Genomic DNA, 18,064 nt, shown 5'->3' on the forward strand with positions numbered 1-18,064 from the left:
GAGGGTCCATAGATCAAACGAATCTAGCCTGACGGCCCGGCGTTGACAAATATTCTGGCAAAGCTAGCATGCAAGCGCTTGCATAATACACTGGCAAACAGTGATGCCCGGGAGGATGTCGAGATGAGCTTTGCAAAAGTCGCGCGCCGGTCGTTTCTGGCTTCGGTCATGGCCTTCGGAATTTTCGGCGTTGGAGCGGGGCGCGCCCAGGCGGTCGAGATCCAGTATTGGCAATACGTCTTCGACACCCGTGTCCAGGCGATGACCGAGCTGATCAAGCAGTTCGAGGCCGCGAATCCGGACATCACCGTCAAGCAGGTGACCTTCCCCTATGCCGACTACCAGACGCGGCTGATCGCGGCCAAGGCCGCCGGCCGAGGACCCGAGGTGATGCAGCTTTTCTACGGCTGGCTCGACACCTTCATCGCCGGCAAGCTCGTGCAGCCTCTGCCGAAAGCCGTCTTCAAGGATGCCGAGATCGAGCGCGACTTCTTCCCGATCGTTTCGGCGATGAAGCGTGGCGGGCAGTATTACGGCCTGCCGACGGCCGTGCGCTGCATGGCGCTGTTCTACAACAAGGACCTGTTCCAGAAGGCGGGTCTCGATCCCGACAAGCCCCCGCAGACGCTCGACGAACTGGTCGCCGCCGCCAAGGCGATCGTCAAGCGCGACGCCGCGGGCAATTTCCAGCAGGTCGGAATGGCGCTCGACATCGCGCGGCAGGACCACAACTGGTGGCGCGAAATCCTCCTCCGGCAGTATGGCGGCGAATCCTATTCCGCCGACGGCGCCAAGGTCGCCTACGACACGGAGGCGGGCTCCCGGTCGCTCGCGTTCTATACCGGCCTCCAGAAGGTGCACCATGTCGGTCAGGAGGGCTTCATGGACGAGGGCCAGGCGGCCTTCCGCTCCGGCCTCGCGGGCATGGTCGTGGACGGCACGTTCCGCATCGCCTCCTACAAGACCATCCAGGGCTTCAAATGGGGCGTTGCGGAACTGCCGACGCAGGACGGTCGGAAGGCGAACTTCGGAAGCTACTTCGCCAACGCCATCGGCGCGTCCGCGACAGGCGAGAAATTGGCCGCCGCGGAGAAGTTCCTGGCCTTCATCTCGTCCGAGAAGGCGATGAATGTCTGGCTCGAAAAGGTGGGCGAACTGCCGGCTCGCCGCGCCGTGGCGTTGACCGAGGCGAACATCAAGGACCCGATCTACGGCCCCTTCATCCGCGGTCTCGATTATGCGTCGACGCCGCCGATGGTCGACGAGGCGGCCCAGCGCCAGGTCTCGATCGACATGATCAACGCGGTCCTGCTCAAGGACACGCCGATCAAGGAGGCCCTCTCGGCCGCCGCCGCCCGCGAACAGGCGATCCTCGACAAGTTCAAGGCCAGGTGAGCCGCGGGCGCAGGCCGGCACAGGCGGGAAAAGGGGGCCGTCCATGAGCGTGACGTCACCGCGCCGGAGCCCGGGCTCCGGCGGCGCCTGGGGGCGGCTGTCGATCGCCGGCAAGCAGATCGTCTGGGCCTGGGCCTTCCTTGCGCTTCCGGTCGCGTTCTTCGCGATCGTCCGCTTCTACCCCACGCTGGAAGCGTTCTACCTGTCGCTCACGGACTGGGACCTGCTCAGCGAGCCGCGCCTCGTCGGATTCGACAACTACCGCAAGCTCTTCGCGGACCCGGTCTTCTGGCAGGTGTTTCGCAACACCTTCGCCTATCTGATCTTCGGCACGCCGATCGCGATCGTGCTGTCCTTCGTGATCGCCTACTACCTCGACCGTGTGACCTTCCTGCACGGCACGATCCGTGCGCTCTACTTCCTGCCCTATCTGACCACCGCCGCGGCGATGGCCTGGGTCTGGCGCTGGTTCTACCAGCCTCCGCCGATCGGGGTGATCAACGGTCTCCTCGGCGCTGCCGGCATATCCGCCCAGCCCTTCCTGCGTTCGGTGGACCAGGCGCTTCCCGCGATCATGCTCACCGCCATCTGGGCTCATCTCGGCTTCCAGATCATCATCTTCATGGCCGGATTGCGGGCCATCCCGGCGAGCTATTACGAGGCGGCGAGGATCGACGGGCTCGGCGAGGGCGCGATCCTGGCCCGCATCACCATTCCGCTTCTGAAGCCGACCACCGTCTTCCTCGTGGTCTTCTCCTCGATCGGGTTCTTGCGCATCTTCGACCAGGTCTACAACATGACCAGCAACGATCCCGGCGGCCCGCTCAACTCGACCAAGCCGCTGGTGCTGATGATCTACCAGACGGCCTTTTCCTCCTACCAGATGGGCTATGCGGCGGCACAGACGGTCGTTCTGTTCGCGATCCTGTTCTCGATCTCGATGGCCCAGCTCTGGATCCTGAGGAATCGCTGACATGAGCACGCATTCCGAACGCGGCGCTTTCGCGGTCTACGGCAATCTGCGCCCCGGCCGCATCGTCGCATGGACGATCCTGTTCCTCGGCGGTATCGTCATGGTCACGCCGCTGCTCTTCATGTTCTCGACCTCGCTGAAATCGGCCGGGCACGTCTACGACCTGCGCCTGATCCCGGAGCAGCCGACGCTCGCCAACTACGTCAAGGTCCTGTCCGACGGGCGTTTCGCGCGGTGGTTCCTGAACTCCACGCTGATCGCCACGCTCGTCACGCTGTCCTGCCTGTTCTTCGACAGCCTGGTCGCCTACACCCTGGCCAAGTTCACGTTTCCGGGCCGCCGGCTGGTCTTCCTGGCGATCCTCTCGACGCTGATGATCCCGACGGAGATGCTGGTCATCCCGTGGTATCTCATGGCCAGCAAGCTCGGCTGGATCGATACCTACTGGGGCATCATGTTCCCCGGGCTGGTCACCGCCTTCGGCGTCTTCCTGATGCGGCAGTTCTTCGAGACCGTGCCGAATGATTTTCTCGAGGCGGCCCGCATCGACGGCCTCAACGAGTTCGCGATCTGGTGGAAGGTGGCGCTGCCGCTCGTCACGCCCGCGCTGTCGGCCCTGGCGATCTTCACCTTCCTCGGCAACTGGACGGCGTTCTTCTGGCCGCTCATCGTCACCACCGATCCGTTTCTCTACACGCTGCCCGTGGGCCTTTCGAGCTTCGCCGTCGAGCAGTCGATCCAGTGGGAGCTGATCATGACGGGGGCGGCGCTCGCGACCCTGCCCACGCTCGCGATCTTCCTCTTCTTCCAACGCTACATCGTGCGCGGCGTCATGCTCGCCGGAGTCAAAGGCTAGCCTATGGGTTCCCTCCAGAGCGACGACCTCTCGCGCTTTCCCGACCCGGTCTATCGCGAGACCGTGCTGCGGCCGCTGTTCGACGGAGCCCGCCTCCATCACGCCGACGCCTTGCGGCGGATCGACCGGGCCCACCTCGTCATGCTGGTCGAGACGGGCATCCTCGACGCCGCTCAGGGCGCGGCGATCGCGCGGGCCCTGCTGGCGATGGAGCGCGAGATCGATCCGGCGAGCCTCGTCTATGGCGGGGATGTGGAGGACTACTTTTTCTACATGGAGCGCGAGCTCAAGGCGCGCGCCGGGGGCGATATCGGCGGCCGGCTCCATACCGCCCGCTCGCGCAACGACATCGACCACACCTTCCTGAAGCTCGACCTGTTGCCGCGCATCGACAGGCTGCTCGCGGCCTGCCGGCAGTTGCTGGTGGCGCTGATCGAGACCGCCGGACGTGACCGCGACGTGCTGATCGTCGCCTATACCCATGGCCAGCCGGCCCAGCCGACGACCTATGGGCACTATCTCGCCGCGGTGATCGAGGTGCTGATCCGCGACATCGAGCGCATCGAGGCCGCGCGCGATATCGTCGATCTCTGCCCGCTCGGTGCGGCGGCGATCACCACCTCGGGCTTCCCGATCAGCCGGGAGCGCGTCGCCGGGCTGCTCGGTTTCGCCGCGCCGCTGCAGAACTCCTATTCCTGCATCGCCGCGACCGACTACCTCACCGCGCTCTACAGCGCCGTCTCGCTGTTGTTCCTTCATCTCGGCCGGCCGATCCAGGATTTCCAGTTCTGGTCGAGCTTCGAGGTCGGGCAGCTCTATCTGCCGAACGCCTTCGTCCAGATCTCCTCGATCATGCCGCAGAAGCGCAATCCGGTGCCCTTCGAGCATCTGCGCCATCTGTCGAGCCAGGCTGTCGGGCGCGCTCGCGCCGTCGTCGACGTGATGCACAACACGCCCTTCACGGACATGACCGACAGCGAGTCGGAAACCCATGAGATGGGCTACCAGGCCATCGATGTCGGGCTGCGCGTGCTGGACCTGCTGACCGCGACACTTCGGGCCGGCCGCATCGATGCGGATCGCGTCGCGATCAATCTCAACCGTTCCTGCGCCACGATCACCGAACTGGCCGATTGGCTGGTGCGCAGCGAGGGACTGTCGTTCCGGCTCGGCCACGAGATCGCTGCCGATGTCGCACGCGCCGTCGTCGCCATGACCGGCGATTTGCCGACGGACGGCTATCCGGCCTTCACCACGGCTTTCGAGCATCATGTCGGGCGCAAGCCGGGGGCGGATGCGGCCGAATTCGCCCGCATGGTCTCGCCGGAGCATTTCGTCGCGATCCGCGACCGGCTGGGAGGGCCGGCGCCCGCCGCGCTCGACTCAGCCTTTGCCGGCTATCGCGAGGCGCTGGCCGGCTTCGACCGGCGGGCCGCGCAGGTCGCCGCGCGGCGGGCCGCTGCCGACGCCGAACTGGAACGCCGCGTTCTCGATATCGCCGGAGGGGAGTGATGGCACGCATCGAGCTCGAGCGGATCGTCAAGCGCTATGGCAGCCTCACGACGGTTCATGGCATCGACCTGACCATCGATGACGGGGAGTTCGTCGTCCTCGTCGGCCCGTCCGGTTGCGGCAAGTCGACGACGCTGCGGATGATCGCCGGGCTGGAGCCGATCTCGGGCGGCACGCTGCGCATCGGCGGGGAGGTGGTCAACGACCGCGAGCCGAAATATCGCAACATCGCGATGGTCTTCCAGAACTACGCGATCTATCCGCATCTCACCGTGGCGCAGAACATCGGCTTCGGGCTCTACACCTCGAGGCTCTCCAAGGCGGCGAAGCAGGAGCGCATCCGCGAGACCGCGCGCGCCTTGAGCCTGGAGCCCTATCTGGAGCGCCGTCCCGCTGCCTTGTCCGGCGGGCAGCGGCAGCGCGTCGCGATTGGCCGTGCGATGGTGCGTGATCCCGTCGCGTTCCTGTTCGACGAACCGCTCTCCAATCTCGATGCTCAACTGCGCGGACAGATGCGGCTCGAGATCAAGCAGCTTCACCAGCGGCTCGGCAGCACGATCGTCTTCGTCACGCATGACCAGGTCGAGGCGATGTCGCTTGCCGACCGGATCGTGGTGATGCGCGACGGCCGCATCCTGCAGGTCGGTTCGCCGATGGAACTCTACAACCGGCCGGGCGACGTCTTCACGGCCCGATTCATCGGAACGCCCGAGATGAACATGATCGATGCCGTCATCTCGGGCGGGCGGATCGATGCGGGCGCCAACGCTGCCTCTCTCCGCCTGCCGGACGATGCGGAGCTGGCGCATCGGGTCGGGCAGGGTCGCGAGATCATCCTGGGAATCCGGCCCCAGGCACTGAACCTGCTCGCCGCGGGTCGCAGCGACTATCCCATCACGATCGAGGGCCGGGTGCGCGTGGCCGAGCCGCATGGCCCCGAAACATTCGTGCTGCTCGACCTGCCGCAGGGCAGCGTCGTTGCGCGCGCACCGTCGACAGTGCCGTTCAGGGCCGGGGAAGCCGTCGCGTTCGGGGCGGATATCGCGAGCCTGCTGATGTTCGACAAGCAGACGGAGGCCTTGCTCGGCTGACTCGGGCCGGCCGGCGGAAAGCCGGCGACGACCCGCGGGTCTCGGCCAGCACCCGAGCTCTTTCGCTGTCGCCCGAAACGATCAGCGTCGTGCCCGTAGAGCATGCGGCGCCGTGTCTCGCGGGCAGCGGGCTCATCGAGCCGCTCAAGCGTGGCTTGCCGGCGCGGTCTCGTCCCGCTCCCGGATGAAATCCATGTTGAGCTTGAGACCGAGGCCGGGCAGGTCCGGCACATGCATGCAGCCGTCGATCGGCACCGGCGCGCCGTCGAACACCTGGGCCGTGATCTCCTCAAACATCAGCAGGCGTTCTAGGAAGAGCGCGTTGGGCACGGCCGCGACGAGGTGCAGATGGAGGTTCTCCATCGCGTGGGGCGCGAACTTGACGTTCCAGGCCTGGGTTAGAGCGGCGCATTTCAGCATCTCTGTGTAGCCGCCGGCTCGCGCACCATCGACCTGCACGATGTCGGCGGCATCGTGCATGAGAAGGTCCCTCACACCGAACTTGGTGTATTCGTGCTCGCCTGTCGCCAAGGGGATGTCGGTGCCGCGCTTGAAGCGGGCAAGCCCCGGTATGTCGTCGGCGAAAACCGGCTCCTCGAACAGGAAGATGTCGTATTCGCGGATGCGGTTGGCCAGCTGCACCGCCGTCGCCGCATCGAAGGAATTGTTTGCGTCGACCATCAGGTTGATGTCCGGGCCGACCGCCTCGCGCACCTTGCGGACGCGTTCGGCGTCGCGGCGTGGATTGCGGCCACCGTCGAAGCCGACCTTGAACTTCACCGTCGTGAAGCCGCGCGCGACCATGCCTTTGATCTCGTCGACGAGCTGGTCGTCCGGATAGGAGGTCCAGCCGCCGCTGGCATAGACCGGCACCTGGGCCCGGTTACCGCCGAGCAGCTTGCAGAGGGGAAGATCGACGATCTTGCCCTTCAGGTCCCAGAGCGCGATGTCGACGGCGCTGAGCGCGCAATACATCAGGCCCTTGCGGCCGACCCCGCGCAGATAGTGGAAGAACTCCTGCCAGATCGCCTCGGTCTCGAGCGGATCGCGGCCGATCAGCCTCGGCGTCATGTTGCGGTTGATCAGCTCGCAGGTCGCCTCGCCGCCCACCTCGTGATAGGTGACGCCGATCCCTTCCAGCCCCTGGTCCGTCGTGATGCGAACGATGACGAAGCCGATCGTCTCGACCTTGCGCGTCGCATCCGCGAAGCCCCCGAGGACGGGAGCGGAGACGAGGTGGACGTCGATCTTCCGGACCCTGTGGCGCATGAAACGTCCCCGCGGCGGTCTGCATTGACATCATTATCAATAATGATATCGATATTCACACAGACACACCTTGTCCAGCGAGGCGCCGGCCTTGACCCCGAAGCTCAGCCGCCCCTCCGATCTGGTCTACGGGATCGTCAAGCGGCGGATCATCCTGAATGAGCTGACGCCGGAAACAGTCCTGACCGAGCTCGGCCTCGCCCGCGAGATCGGCTGCAGCCAGGGACCGATCCGCGAGGCCTTGTTGCACCTGCAGGAGGACGGTCTCGTCGTCCGTTCGGGACGCCGGACGATCGTGACCCGGCTGACAGCCGAAGAGGCCGACGAGATGCTGGCCCTGCGCCGCCGCATCGAGACGCGCGGCGCGTTGAAGGCGGCGCTGAATGCCGACGGCTCGGCTCTCGACGATCTGCACGGCATCCTGGCGGCGATGAAGGAGGCCGCCACGGAGGGCGACGAGTACCGTGTGATCGAGGCCGACAAGGATTTTCATCTCGCGCTGTTCCGGCTCTCCGGGCTCGATGCCCTCGGGCAGATCCTGGCGCGCTGCATCATGCACTCGAACCGCTACAAGCTCTGGGCGCCGGAGCATCGCCGCCCCCTTATCGAGACGGCGCGGCGCCACGACGTTCTCTTCGAGCGTCTTGCCGCCGGCGACGGCAGCGGGCTCGCGAAGGCGCTCGGCGGCCATATCGATACGATCGTCATTCAAGGCGGCGACGAGGTCGCGGCGTGAGCGCCTTCGTGCACCCGCAGATGGCCCGGATCCTGGCCGGCTTCGCGGCGGCGCCGGGCGTCGATTTCAAGACCCTCCCGATCGCCGAGGCGCGCGCTTCCGCCGACGCCGCCTCCATCGCCTGGAACGACGGTGCGCCCGAGATCGCTGCGCGCGAGACCGCGGTGCGGGTCGACGGCGCGTCCCTGCGCGGGCGCCTCTATCACCCGAAGCCTGGAACGACCCTGCCGGTCATCGTCTACGTTCATGGCGGCGGCTGGACCTTCGGCTCGGTCGACACCCATGACGGCACGATGCGGACCCTCGCGGCGGCGTCGGGCTTCGCCGTCTTCGGCTTCGACTATCGCCTCGCGCCGGAGCACCCCTACCCGATCCCGCTGGAGGATACGCTCGGCGCCATAGCCTTCGGGCTCAGCGGCGCACTCGGCTCCGATGTCGATGCGCGGCGCTGGGCGCTTGCCGGAGACTCGGCCGGTGCGACGCTTGCGCTTGCGGCCATGATCCAGCGTCGCGATGCCGGCCTCGCCCTCCCTGCCGCGGCGGCCCTGTTCTACGGCTGCTATGCCCCCGATTTCGAGACCGGCAGCCATGCACGCTTCGGCGAAGGCTACCTCCTGACCACGGCGAACATGCGCTGGTACTGGCGCAACTATCTCGGCGCGGCCTTCGGCGCCCCTCCGGCGCTCGCCGCGCCGCTGCATGCCGACCTCCGCGGATTGCCGCCGCTTTACCTGACAGTCGGCGGGCTCGACCCGCTGGTCGACGACACCATCCGTCTGGCGGATCGCCTCGCGGCAGCGGGCGGCGCCTTCCGCCACGACCACGTCCCCGGCGTCGTCCATGGCTGCCTGCGCATGAGCCGGGAACTCGCCCCGGCGCAGGCCATGATCGACGCCGCGGCGGCCTACATCACCGAACGACTATAAAAAACATCAGGGGAGTGAACGTCATGGAACGCAGGACCTTCATGAAACTCGCGGGAGCGGCCGCGCTGTCCTTCGAGGCCGCCAGGCCCACGATCGCCCAGGGCAAGGCGACGGTGCGCTGGTGGTACCACTACGACAATCCGCAGAACACGCCGGCCAGCCTCGTCGCGAAGTTCGAGGCCGAAAACCCGGACATCAAGATCCAGGCCGAGCCGATCCCGTGGGGCGGCGGCACCGACTACATCAACCGGATCTTCTCGGCCTTGGTCGCGGGCAACCAGCCCGACTGCGCCATGGTGCGCCTGTCCTATCTCTCGCGCTTCGGGCAGATGAAGGCGCTGGAACCGCTGGACGCGTTCCTGGGCAGTTGGAAGGGCCGTGGCGATATCGCCGAGGATGTCTGGAAGATCAATCGCGCGCCGGACGGCAAGCAGTACTACATGCCGCTGCACTACGTGGTGATCTATCTCTACTATCGGCCGGATCTGCTGCAGCAGGCCGGGCTCCAGCCGCCGAAGAGCTTCGAGGACTTCCTCACCGCCGCCAAGGCCCTGACCAAGGACGGCGTCTACGGCTACGGCATGCGCGGCGGGGCCGGCTGCCACGACAACTGGGGGCCCTTCGTTCTCGGCGGCGGCGCCAGCTTCGACAAGGGCGGCATGGTCACGGAGAAGGCGCTCGCGGCCAATCGCTGGTTCGTCGACCTCGCCGTGAAGCACAAGGTGGTTCCGCCGTCGGCGCCGACCGACGCTTTCCGCCAGATCGTCGATGCCTTCAAGGCGGGCCGGACCGGCATGGCGATCCACCATATCGGCTCGGCCGCGGAAATGGTCGGCGCGCTCGGCGACAAGGTCTCGGCCGTGCCGGTGCCGCGCGGGCCGGACGGCGGCGGCTGGACCTATTTCGGCGATGAATCCAACGCGATCTTCACCGGCAGCAAGAACAAGGAAGCGACCTTTCGCTGGATCAGCTTCCTGTCGAGCGCCGAGAACAACGTCGAACAGGCCAAGCTCAGCGGCCAGCTGCCGATCACCATCTCGGGCGCCAAGAACTGGACCGTCCATCCCAAGCGTTTCGTCGAGGCGAGCGACGCCTCGCTGCCTATCGCCAGGCCCTTGCCGGACAACGTCAAGACGCCGGATTTCGTCGGCCGCGTCCTGCCCACCAACCTGCAGCGGGCACTGACCGGCGGGATGAATCCCGACGACCTGATGAGGGCGGTCGAGCAGACCTTCCACGGCTGAGGCCGGATCGCATCGCGCGGCGCCGGGCGAGACCCGGCGCCAGCCATCGATCGAGAGGGATGACGCCATGAACAATGCGACGGCGAGCGGCGCGATGCTTCGCGCGGCGACCCCTTATGGATTCCTGCTGCCGGCGCTGCTGGTGACGGCGCTGGTCATCCTGTTCCCCGTCCTGCAGACGGCCTGGTACAGCCTGCACGAATACGTCCTGTACGACCCCGGCAATTTCCGCTTCATCGGCCTGCGCAATTTCGCGACCGCGTTCTCCGACGAGGTCTTCTGGATCGCCCTGCTGAACTCGGCGATCTGGGTCTCGGGCATCGTCTTGCTGCAGCTCCTGCTCGGCCTCGGCGCGGCGCTGCTGCTCAACCAAAGCTTCTGGTGGCGCGGGATGGCCCGCGCCCTCGTCATCATCCCATGGGCGCTGCCGAGCGTGATCATCGGCCTGATGTGGACCTGGATCTATGATTTCAACCTCGGCGTCCTCAACGACATCCTCCTGCGCATCGGCCTGATCTCGGCGCCGCATCCCTGGCTCGCCCAACCCTCCACGGCGCTGGCCTGCATCATGCTGGCGCTGGTCTGGCAGGGCTTTCCGTTCTTCACCGTCACCATCCTGGCGGGTTTGCAGACCGTGCCTCACGAACTCTACGAGGCGGCCGAGATCGACGGCGCCAGCCCGTGGCGGCAGTTTCTGCACGTCACCCTGCCTTCGATCGCCGGCATCGTCGCCACGGCCGTTCTGCTGCGCATCATCTGGGTCGCCAATTCCCTCGACGTCATCCTGGTCATGACCGGCGGCGGGCCGGGCTATGCCACGCACACGCTGCCGCTCTACGCCTTCCTGCGCGCCTATACCGGCATGGAGTTCGGCTATGCCGCCTCGCTCTCGCTGATGCTGACCGCGATCCTGCTTGGCATCGTCTGGCTCTATGTCCGCCGCCAGGCCGGGGAGCTGGAGCGATGATCCGGCGCCGCTCCTTTGTCCGCGGCCTGGTCCAGGTCGAGATTCCCGTCCTGCTGGTGCTCGCCTTCGCGCTGGCCCCCTTCGTCTGGATGCTGCTGACCTCGATCAAGCCGGATGCGGACCTCTCGCGATTCCCGGTGCGCTATCTGCCGAGCAGCACGACCTTCGAGCACTACAGGACGCTGATCCAGCGCACGAGCTTCCCGGTCAACCTGCTGAACAGCCTCGTCATCGCCTGCGGCGCCGTCCTGCTCGGACTCGCGACCAGCGTGCCGGCGGCCTATTCCTTCTCGCGCTTCCGCTTCGCCGGGCGGCGCACGCTGATGACTGGCTTCCTCGTCATCAACATGTTCCCGATCGTGCTGCTCATCATCCCGCTGTTCGTGCTGATGCGCGCCCTCGGGCTGATCGACACCTTCCTGGGCGTCATCATCGGCCACTCGACCTTCTCGATCCCCTTCTCGATCTGGATGCTGGTCAGCTATTTCAATGCGATTCCGAAAGACCTCGACGAGGCCGCGACCATCGATGGCGCCTCGCGCCTGCAGACGATCCGGCTGGTCGTGCTGCCGCTGGTCATGCCGGGCATCGTCACCACCGCGATCTACATCTTCATCACCTCGTGGAACGAATACCTGTTCGCCATGATGCTCTCGGGCGAGACGGTCCGGCCGGTGACCGTCGCCCTGCAATTGTTCATCGGCGAGTTCACGGTGCAGTGGGGCATCCTCACCGCGGGCGGCACGATCATCGCTTTGCCCGTCACCATCCTTTTCCTTTTTGTGCAGAAGCGCCTCGTCGGCGGCCTGACGGCAGGAGCAGTCAAATCATGACCAATGCGATCGGGGTGATCTCGATGTTCTATGCGCGCCCCTTCGGGCGCGAGCATTTCCCGACCTTCCAGCGCATGAAGCAGGCCGGGGCCGATGTCGTCGAACTGCTGGTGCCGGAGCCGGGTGAGCTCGACCTCGCCGAGACGAAGGCCGCCGCCGCCGATGCCGGGCTCTCGATCGTGCTGGCTGCACGAGTGAACCTGACCCGCGACCTCGCCAGCCCGGACGCGGCGGCGCATCAGGCCGGCATCGCCTATCTCGAGCAATGCGTCGACATCGCCGCGGCATTGGGCGCGGGGATCGTCGGCGGGCCGCTCTATGGCGCGCCGCTCGTCTTCGCCGGCCGCGCGCCGCATCCCGTCGAGCCGGCCGAGCGCCGCCGCCGGGTGGATGCCGTCGTCCGTGGTCTGACACAGGCCGCCCGCCGCGCTGCGGACAAGGGTGTCGTTCTCGGCGTCGAGCCGCTGAACCGCTTCGAGACCGACATGTGCAACACCTGCCGCCATGCGCTCGACTATGTCGAGGCCGTCGCTTCGCCGGCTGTCGGCGTGATGCTCGACACCTTCCACATGAACATGGAGGAGTTCGACCTCGCTGCCTCGATCCGGCTGGCGGGCCCGCAACTCGTGCATTTCCAGGCGAACGAGAACAACCGCGGCTTCGTCGGCTCCGGCCATATCGACTGGCCGGCGATCGCGCGTGCGCTTGCCGCCTCCGGCTATCGCGGCCCCATCGTGCTGGAGCCGTTCCGCCGCGACGACGAGGCGGCGGGCGTGACGCTGGCGCAATGGCGCGCGCCCTCCCGCAACGAGGATGCCGAGCTCACGGCAAGCATCGATTATCTCAAGGCGACGCTCGCCTTCGCCGACCGGCTCGCGACGACGAAGGGAATCGCGTGATGACATCCCCATTGCGCCTCGGCTGGATCGGCTGCGGCACCCATGCCAACGAGATGCTGCTGCCGCAGGTCGCGCGGCACGATGTCGTTCTGCAGGCGATCTGCGACATCTCGCCGGAAAACCTCGCCGCGACCGGCCGGCGCTACGGCATCGCACCCGCGAACCAGCTCGGCGACTGGCGCGCCCTGCTCGCCCGCACGGATATCGACGCCGTCGGCCTCGCCATGGGGCCGCAGCAGCATCACGAGGTCGGCCTTGCGGCCATCGCACGGGGGCTGCCGCTCTTCATCGAGAAGCCTCCGGCCGCCACGTCCCGACAGGCGCAGGAACTGGCGGATGCCGCGAAGGCCCGTGGCGTTCCGATCGTGGTGGGCTTCATGAAACGCTACTCCACCGCAAACCGCATCGCGGCCAACGTCATCCGCGCGCCGGAATTCGGGGAGACGGCGAGCTTCCTCGGCCAGTACATGACCGCGCCGACCTACTTCGCGGGGGACGTCGACTACACCGGCTTCTACCTGCATCACTGCGTGCATTATTTCGACCTGGTCCCGCACCTGATGGGCGAGGTCGCGAGCGTCGGGGCACGCCGGCACGAACTGGAGCCCGGCAAGCTCCTCCTCCATGTCGATTTCCGCTTCCGCAACGGCGGCATCGGCACGCTCGTGATGGGCACGCATCAGTCGCGCGGCACACCGATGGAGTGGTGGCAGGTGATGGGCGACCATCGCCGCGTCGAGGTCCGCAACCTCCACGAGGTCCGTTATTTCCGCAGCCCGCCCTTCAAGGTTTCGCGGGACGACGCCACTTTGGCCGACGGGCAGGACACGCTGGTCTGGGAGCCCAACCTCACCGTCGCCGCGAACGAGGATCACAAGGGTTACCACGCGATCCTGGGCGGTTTCGTGCGCGCGGCGCGCGGCGAGGCGGTCGACCTTCCCGACGCGGCGGCTGGCGCCAGGGCGCTTGCGCTGCTCGAGCAAGCCATTGCCGCCGCGGACGCCGATCGCGGGCAGTGATCCTCGGATCGCATCGCGCCGGCGGGCAGAGGTCGCAGTCGGCAGCTTGCGAGGTGCCAGAATATCCAGCATCCGCGCGGCGGACTTCACCTCAGTGTTCATCCATCTGAACGAAATCCGGCCTGGTGGTTCGCTCCAGTTTCATCGTCCATGCCGCCCATAGGCATTGTCGACGATCCGGATGACCGAGCGGTAGAGTTGCTCCAGCCGGCTGAAGTCGCCGCCGTCCTGGGTGATCCAGCCGGCGCTGTCGGCAATGGCGACGAGTTGCAGCGCAATGTCGGCGCGCGGCGCGTCGGCCGAGAGTTCGCCGTTCACGACCGCCTGCTCCACGCCGGCAATGACCAGCCGGTTGAGCTCGGACGCGAAATTCGCCAGGGCCTCCCTGGCCCGCGGGCCGATGACGTTGCTTTCGAGCCGCATCCGGCCGATCAGCGACCAGGGATGGGCCGTTCTGCCGGTCGGGTTGAACTGGAGATAGCGCTTGCGGTTCGACTCCATCATGCCCTCGACCTTCTCGAACAAGGTGCTGTCGCCGGTCCAGTTCGCCGTCCACGCCTCGAGCGTGCGGTCGACATATTCGACGATGACTTCCTCGCAGAGGTTGAGCTTGTTGCCGTAGTGATGGTGGATGTTGGCGCGGGTGACGCCGAGCTGCTCGGCAATGTCGCGAAAGCGCAGGCCCTGATAGCCATGCCGCAGCAGCAAGGCGATCGTCACATGCTTGATCTCGTCCTTCATTCCCGGTTGTCCTGACTTCTCCAGCTCGCGGCACGGCGTGCGAGCTGCCTATCACGCGGAGGCGGCTGCGGCATCCATGCGACCATAGGCGGCCGCGTAGGCGCTGGCGATTGCCGCCTGCGTCTTGCCGGGCACCAGCGCGTCGCCGATGATCTCGATGGGAATGCCAAGGCCTGCGAGCCGCGCCGCGACCCTGGGGCCACCGGGCTCGCGCGCCCGATGATAGAACCAGTCGCGCAACCCCTCATGCGAGGCCGCGGCCTTCAAGGGCCAATGCCGGGCCAAGCCTGTCGCGAGCATGGCGCGCACGGCCGTGCCAAGCCCACCGCGATAAGTCGCGCCAGTCGCAACGACGATGTGATCGAAACCGGCGAGCTGCTCCGGCTTCATCGTCGGATCGCTTGCCATCTCGATCTGAACGCCGCGCTGCCTGCAGAGAAGGAGCGCGGCATCGCCATGCGCGATGAGACTCTGCGGATCCGCGGCCACGCCCTGATAGAGCGGCGCGAGCCCGGCCAGCCGCAGCGCGCCTCCGGGCTCGGTGCTGCGTTCGAACAGCGTGACCCGGTTTTGCGCCGCCGCCAGCCCGGCATAGGTCAGCCCGGCGGGACCGGCGCCGATCACAGCGATCCGCTTCCCGTTCAGCAAGTTCCTGGCCTGGGCGAAGGCACGCTCGCGGCCGGTCGTGGGATTGACGATGCAATGCAGCCTGCTGCCGGTCCGCATGCCGTCGACGCAGGAGTTGCAGGCGAGACAGCGACGCACCTCGCCACCTGCCCTCGCATGGGCGACCCAGTCGGGATCGGCCAGCAGCGGGCGGCCGAGTGCGACGAAGTCGATATCGCCGGCCGCAATCGCCGCCCCCGCCCGCGCGGGATCGCCAAGGCGACCGACGCCGATGACAGGGACCGGAACCGCTGCCTTGACGGCGCGCGCGAAGCCGAGGAACGGGGTCGGCGGCGTCGCCATCGGCGGGATCATGATCGCCGCGGAGGGTTGCGAACGATAATGGCCGCCCGTTACGTGGATTGCATCCGCGCCGGCCTGCGCAGCCCAGCGTGCGATCTCCACGGCCTCCGGAGCCGTCATGCCGTGCTCGAAAAAGTCGTGGCCATTCATCCGGAAGATCACGGCGAGACCCGGTACGGCAGCCTTCACGGCACGCAGGATCTCGAGGCCGAAGCGCGCGCGGTTTGCGAGCGGGCCGCCATAGCGGTCCTCCCGGCGGTTCTCGAGCGGGTTGAGGAACTGTGAGATCAGATAGCCGTGCGCGGCGTGGATCTCGACCGCGTCGAAGCCGGCGGCGCCCGCGCGCCTCGCGGCCTGCGCGAAGGCTTCCACGCAGGCGGCGATGCGGGCCTCGCTCATCGCCCGCGGGACGATGACTTCGGTATGGCCTTCCTGAACGCTGTGCGGAATCGCGGAGGGCGCCACCGGCTCCTCGCCGCAGATGTCGCGCCGTGTGTGTCCCCCACCGTGGCCGAGCTGGATCGAGGCTTTCGCGCCCTGCTCATGGATCAGCTCGACAAGCCGTGAAAGGCCCGGCAGGAAACGGTCGTCGCTGATGCCGAGTTCGAAGCGGCGATGCTTGCCCGCCGGCTCCGGCGCCGCCATCTCGACCGTGACGAGCCCGACGCCGCCTGCCGCGCGCGCGCCGTAATAGGCGAGCCCGTCCTCGGTCACGAAGCCCTCGGCATCGGCATGGCGCGTGGTCATGGGCGCCATGATCACGCGATTCTCGAGATGAAGCGGGCCGATGCGGCCTGGCGAGAAGAGGGGACTGTTCCCGTCGCGCGCCATTGTCGCTTGCCTCGTCGGCGTCAGGCCGCCAACGGCAAGGCGCCGTCGCGCCCGATTCCGGCTTGCTTGAGCGCCTGGCCGATGCGGGCGATCTCGGCGTCCGTGATCTTGACCAGAGGCGGGCGCACGACCGCCTTGTCGAGACGGCCGAGCAGGACCAGTGCCTCCTTCATGCGGTTGTGCATGTCGAGGAAGGGCGGCGCGTAGAACGCCTGCGACAGGGGGACGATGCGATCGTTGATGGCCTGCGCCGCCTTCAGATCGCCGGCCTGGACCGCGCGGAACAGGGCAACCTGCAGGTCCGCGATCACGGAGCCCGAGCCCGAGAGCAGCCCGTTGCAGCCCAGCGTCAGTGAAGCCATGAGCCAGGACGAGTGGGTGGTGAGGACATTCACCGGCCGGGGCAGATTCTGGAAGGTGCGAATGTGCTTCTCGTGCAGCATGGCATCGTTCGACCAGTCCTTGATCGCGGCGATGGTCGGGACTTCGTCAAACAGGGCAAGCAGCGTGTCGAAGGTGAAGCCCAGCCCGCCGGCCATCGGATACTGGAAGGCGATGATGGGCAGATCGGTGGCATCGGCGATGCGCCGGTAATGCGCGAGCGCCATCTCCGGCCGCAGCTGCCCTCCCATCGCCATGCTGTTGGGCGGAAAGACCAGCAGCGCCGAGGCACCTTCCCGGTCCGCCATCGCGGCGATCCTCGCCGCCTCGATCGATCCGTCGGCATAGATCCCGTTGATCAGCGGGACATCGTCGCCGACTTCGGCCAGCGAAGCGGCCAGGATCTGCTGCTGCTCCTCGAAGCTGCAGGCATGAACCTCGGAGGCGTGGCCGTTGACGGTGACGGCCGCGACCCCGTCGACCAGCGCGCAGTCGCGCAGGTGTCGGCGCGTCTGGCGCTCGTCGATGCTCATGTCGTGGTCGAGCGCGAGAAGCGTCGCCGGAATGACGCCGGCCGGGCGGAAGTCCTTGAAACGTCGCATCGTCGATCTCCGTTTGCTGGTTGTTCCGGCGGGGCGACCCCGGAAACCTCAATCGTTCCAGAGGCCGCCGGTCACGCTGATCGTCTCGCCGGTGATGTAGGCCGCCTCGTCGGAGGCCAGGAACAGGACGGCGCGGGCGATGTCGTCGGGATAGCCCGGTCGGCGCAGGGGAATGCCCTGCGCCCGGTCGTGGGCGCTCGGCAGCCCTTCCGCCTTGCGCTGCGCCTCGGATTCGTCGCGCATCTTGGTATCGACGATCAGGCCGGGCCCCACCGCGTTGACCCGCACGCCGAACTCGCCGATCTCGCAGGCGAGCGACTGGGTCATCGCCACGACCGCGAATTTCGAGGCGCAATAGGCGCCATAGGCCGCGGCGCCGGACTTCCCCATCCAGGATGCGATGTTGACGATGGCGCCGCCGCGGCGCTCGACCATCTGCGGCGCGACCTTTCGCGTCACATGGAACAACCCGTCCACATTGATGCCGAAAGTCGCCTGCCAGTCGGCATCGCTCATGTCCAGCAGCTTGCCGACGCGGCAGATGCCGGCGTTGTTGACGAGGATGTCGATGGGACCGAGCGCTGCCATCAGCGCGCCGATGCCGTTTTCGACCGCCGCCTTGTCCGAGACGTCGCCGCTGGCGCAGACGATTCTGCCCGCCGCGCCGAGTTCGCGCGCGGTCGCGTCGGCCGCTGCGCCGTCGAGATCGAAGATGCCGACGTCGCAGCCTTCCGCCAGGAGACGCGCAGCGATGCTCTTGCCGATGCCGTAGGCGCCACCGGTGACGATCGCCTTCTTCCCCTTCAAGCCGTACATCGGA

The 18,064-nt window shown here is 66.9% G+C and carries 17 protein-coding genes; 12 read left to right on the top strand and 5 right to left on the bottom strand.

Features of this window, described 5'->3' with window-relative positions; translation table 11 throughout:
- Positions 1-123: 123 nt before the first annotated feature.
- Genes BGO20_RS03130 through BGO20_RS03150 form a run of 5 tightly spaced genes read left to right on the top strand, consistent with a single transcriptional unit; the run spans position 124 to position 5,827 of the window.
- Positions 124-1,395 (top strand): extracellular solute-binding protein, encoded by a 1,272-nt coding sequence (locus BGO20_RS03130; protein WP_465245985.1) that lies wholly within the window; start codon positions 124-126, stop codon positions 1,393-1,395.
- A gap of 43 nt (positions 1,396-1,438) precedes the next feature.
- A complete protein-coding gene (locus BGO20_RS03135) occupies positions 1,439-2,368 on the top strand; it encodes a carbohydrate ABC transporter permease (RefSeq protein WP_291663330.1) in 930 nt (309 codons plus the stop codon).
- A gap of 1 nt (position 2,369) precedes the next feature.
- On the top strand, positions 2,370-3,224 hold the full coding sequence (locus BGO20_RS03140; protein WP_291663331.1) for a carbohydrate ABC transporter permease: 855 nt from the start codon (positions 2,370-2,372) through the stop codon (positions 3,222-3,224).
- Positions 3,225-3,227: 3 nt separating this feature from the next.
- Positions 3,228-4,736: an argininosuccinate lyase gene (locus tag BGO20_RS03145; RefSeq protein ID WP_362888748.1), complete on the top strand. Its 1,509-nt coding sequence runs from the start codon at positions 3,228-3,230 to the stop codon at positions 4,734-4,736.
- On the top strand, positions 4,736-5,827 hold the full coding sequence (locus tag BGO20_RS03150; protein ID WP_291663332.1) for an ABC transporter ATP-binding protein: 1,092 nt from the start codon (positions 4,736-4,738) through the stop codon (positions 5,825-5,827). Before BGO20_RS03145 ends, BGO20_RS03150 begins: the two co-directional genes overlap by 1 nt.
- Positions 5,828-5,971: 144 nt before the next feature.
- Here the strand turns inward: BGO20_RS03150 and BGO20_RS03155 are convergent, their stop codons facing one another.
- Positions 5,972-7,096, bottom strand: coding sequence for a mandelate racemase/muconate lactonizing enzyme family protein (locus BGO20_RS03155; protein ID WP_291663334.1), 1,125 nt, complete (start codon positions 7,094-7,096; stop codon positions 5,972-5,974).
- Positions 7,097-7,187: 91 nt separating this feature from the next.
- Between BGO20_RS03155 and BGO20_RS03160 the strand changes: the two genes are divergently transcribed.
- The 7 genes from BGO20_RS03160 (at position 7,188) to BGO20_RS03190 (ending at position 13,720) form a co-directional block, all read left to right on the top strand.
- Positions 7,188-7,832 carry a GntR family transcriptional regulator gene (locus BGO20_RS03160; RefSeq protein WP_291663336.1) on the top strand — a complete coding sequence of 215 codons (645 nt, stop codon included), beginning with the start codon at positions 7,188-7,190 and terminating at the stop codon, positions 7,830-7,832.
- Positions 7,829-8,758: an alpha/beta hydrolase gene (locus tag BGO20_RS03165; protein WP_291663337.1), complete on the top strand. Its 930-nt coding sequence runs from the start codon at positions 7,829-7,831 to the stop codon at positions 8,756-8,758. The genes BGO20_RS03160 and BGO20_RS03165 overlap by 4 nt, the downstream gene beginning before the upstream one ends.
- A gap of 23 nt (positions 8,759-8,781) precedes the next feature.
- A complete protein-coding gene (locus tag BGO20_RS03170) occupies positions 8,782-10,002 on the top strand; it encodes an ABC transporter substrate-binding protein (RefSeq protein WP_291663339.1) in 1,221 nt (406 codons plus the stop codon).
- 67 nt (positions 10,003-10,069) lie between these two features.
- The gene (locus BGO20_RS03175) at positions 10,070-10,969 is read left to right on the top strand and encodes a carbohydrate ABC transporter permease (protein WP_291663341.1); all 900 of its coding nucleotides are present in this window, start codon (positions 10,070-10,072) and stop codon (positions 10,967-10,969) included.
- Positions 10,966-11,802, top strand: a complete 837-nt coding sequence (locus BGO20_RS03180) for a carbohydrate ABC transporter permease (RefSeq protein WP_291663343.1) — start codon at positions 10,966-10,968, stop codon at positions 11,800-11,802. Before BGO20_RS03175 ends, BGO20_RS03180 begins: the two co-directional genes overlap by 4 nt.
- A complete protein-coding gene (locus BGO20_RS03185) occupies positions 11,799-12,701 on the top strand; it encodes a sugar phosphate isomerase/epimerase family protein (RefSeq protein ID WP_291663346.1) in 903 nt (300 codons plus the stop codon). Before BGO20_RS03180 ends, BGO20_RS03185 begins: the two co-directional genes overlap by 4 nt.
- Positions 12,701-13,720 (top strand): Gfo/Idh/MocA family protein, encoded by a 1,020-nt coding sequence (locus tag BGO20_RS03190; protein ID WP_291663348.1) that lies wholly within the window; start codon positions 12,701-12,703, stop codon positions 13,718-13,720. Before BGO20_RS03185 ends, BGO20_RS03190 begins: the two co-directional genes overlap by 1 nt.
- A gap of 141 nt (positions 13,721-13,861) precedes the next feature.
- Here BGO20_RS03190 and BGO20_RS03195 read toward each other — a convergent pair whose 3' ends face one another.
- From BGO20_RS03195 to BGO20_RS03210, 4 genes are read right to left on the bottom strand one after another with little or no spacing between them, the layout of a single operon-like run.
- Positions 13,862-14,461 (bottom strand): TetR/AcrR family transcriptional regulator, encoded by a 600-nt coding sequence (locus tag BGO20_RS03195; protein ID WP_291663350.1) that lies wholly within the window; start codon positions 14,459-14,461, stop codon positions 13,862-13,864.
- Positions 14,462-14,512: 51 nt separating this feature from the next.
- Positions 14,513-16,261, bottom strand: a complete 1,749-nt coding sequence (locus BGO20_RS03200; RefSeq protein WP_291663352.1) for an NADH:flavin oxidoreductase — start codon at positions 16,259-16,261, stop codon at positions 14,513-14,515.
- A 20-nt stretch (positions 16,262-16,281) separates the two neighbouring features.
- Positions 16,282-17,244 carry a dihydrodipicolinate synthase family protein gene (locus BGO20_RS03205; protein ID WP_291663354.1) on the bottom strand — a complete coding sequence of 321 codons (963 nt, stop codon included), beginning with the start codon at positions 17,242-17,244 and terminating at the stop codon, positions 16,282-16,284.
- A gap of 48 nt (positions 17,245-17,292) precedes the next feature.
- Positions 17,293-18,060 (bottom strand): SDR family NAD(P)-dependent oxidoreductase, encoded by a 768-nt coding sequence (locus tag BGO20_RS03210; protein ID WP_291663356.1) that lies wholly within the window; start codon positions 18,058-18,060, stop codon positions 17,293-17,295.
- Positions 18,061-18,064 lie beyond the last annotated feature (4 nt).

Origin of the sequence: Allobosea sp. 67-29, assembly GCF_001898115.1 — a bacterium.
In the GTDB taxonomy this organism is placed as follows: Bacteria; Pseudomonadota; Alphaproteobacteria; order Rhizobiales; family Beijerinckiaceae; genus Allobosea.

Bases quoted from the DNA above. Each gene is read 5' to 3' on its own strand.
- BGO20_RS03130 (WP_465245985.1), top strand. From the start codon at position 124: ATGAGCTTTGCAAAAGTCGCGCGCCGGTCGTTTCTGGCTTCGGTCATG.
- BGO20_RS03135 (WP_291663330.1), top strand. From the start codon at position 1,439: ATGAGCGTGACGTCACCGCGCCGGAGCCCGGGCTCCGGCGGCGCCTGG.
- BGO20_RS03140 (WP_291663331.1), top strand. From the start codon at position 2,370: ATGAGCACGCATTCCGAACGCGGCGCTTTCGCGGTCTACGGCAATCTG.
- BGO20_RS03145 (WP_362888748.1), top strand. From the start codon at position 3,228: ATGGGTTCCCTCCAGAGCGACGACCTCTCGCGCTTTCCCGACCCGGTC.
- BGO20_RS03150 (WP_291663332.1), top strand. From the start codon at position 4,736: ATGGCACGCATCGAGCTCGAGCGGATCGTCAAGCGCTATGGCAGCCTC.
- BGO20_RS03155 (WP_291663334.1), bottom strand. From the start codon at position 7,096: ATGCGCCACAGGGTCCGGAAGATCGACGTCCACCTCGTCTCCGCTCCC.
- BGO20_RS03170 (WP_291663339.1), top strand. From the start codon at position 8,782: ATGGAACGCAGGACCTTCATGAAACTCGCGGGAGCGGCCGCGCTGTCC.
- BGO20_RS03175 (WP_291663341.1), top strand. From the start codon at position 10,070: ATGAACAATGCGACGGCGAGCGGCGCGATGCTTCGCGCGGCGACCCCT.
- BGO20_RS03180 (WP_291663343.1), top strand. From the start codon at position 10,966: ATGATCCGGCGCCGCTCCTTTGTCCGCGGCCTGGTCCAGGTCGAGATT.
- BGO20_RS03185 (WP_291663346.1), top strand. From the start codon at position 11,799: ATGACCAATGCGATCGGGGTGATCTCGATGTTCTATGCGCGCCCCTTC.
- BGO20_RS03190 (WP_291663348.1), top strand. From the start codon at position 12,701: ATGACATCCCCATTGCGCCTCGGCTGGATCGGCTGCGGCACCCATGCC.
- BGO20_RS03195 (WP_291663350.1), bottom strand. From the start codon at position 14,461: ATGAAGGACGAGATCAAGCATGTGACGATCGCCTTGCTGCTGCGGCAT.
- BGO20_RS03200 (WP_291663352.1), bottom strand. From the start codon at position 16,261: ATGGCGCGCGACGGGAACAGTCCCCTCTTCTCGCCAGGCCGCATCGGC.
- BGO20_RS03205 (WP_291663354.1), bottom strand. From the start codon at position 17,244: ATGCGACGTTTCAAGGACTTCCGCCCGGCCGGCGTCATTCCGGCGACG.
- BGO20_RS03210 (WP_291663356.1), bottom strand. From the start codon at position 18,060: ATGTACGGCTTGAAGGGGAAGAAGGCGATCGTCACCGGTGGCGCCTAC.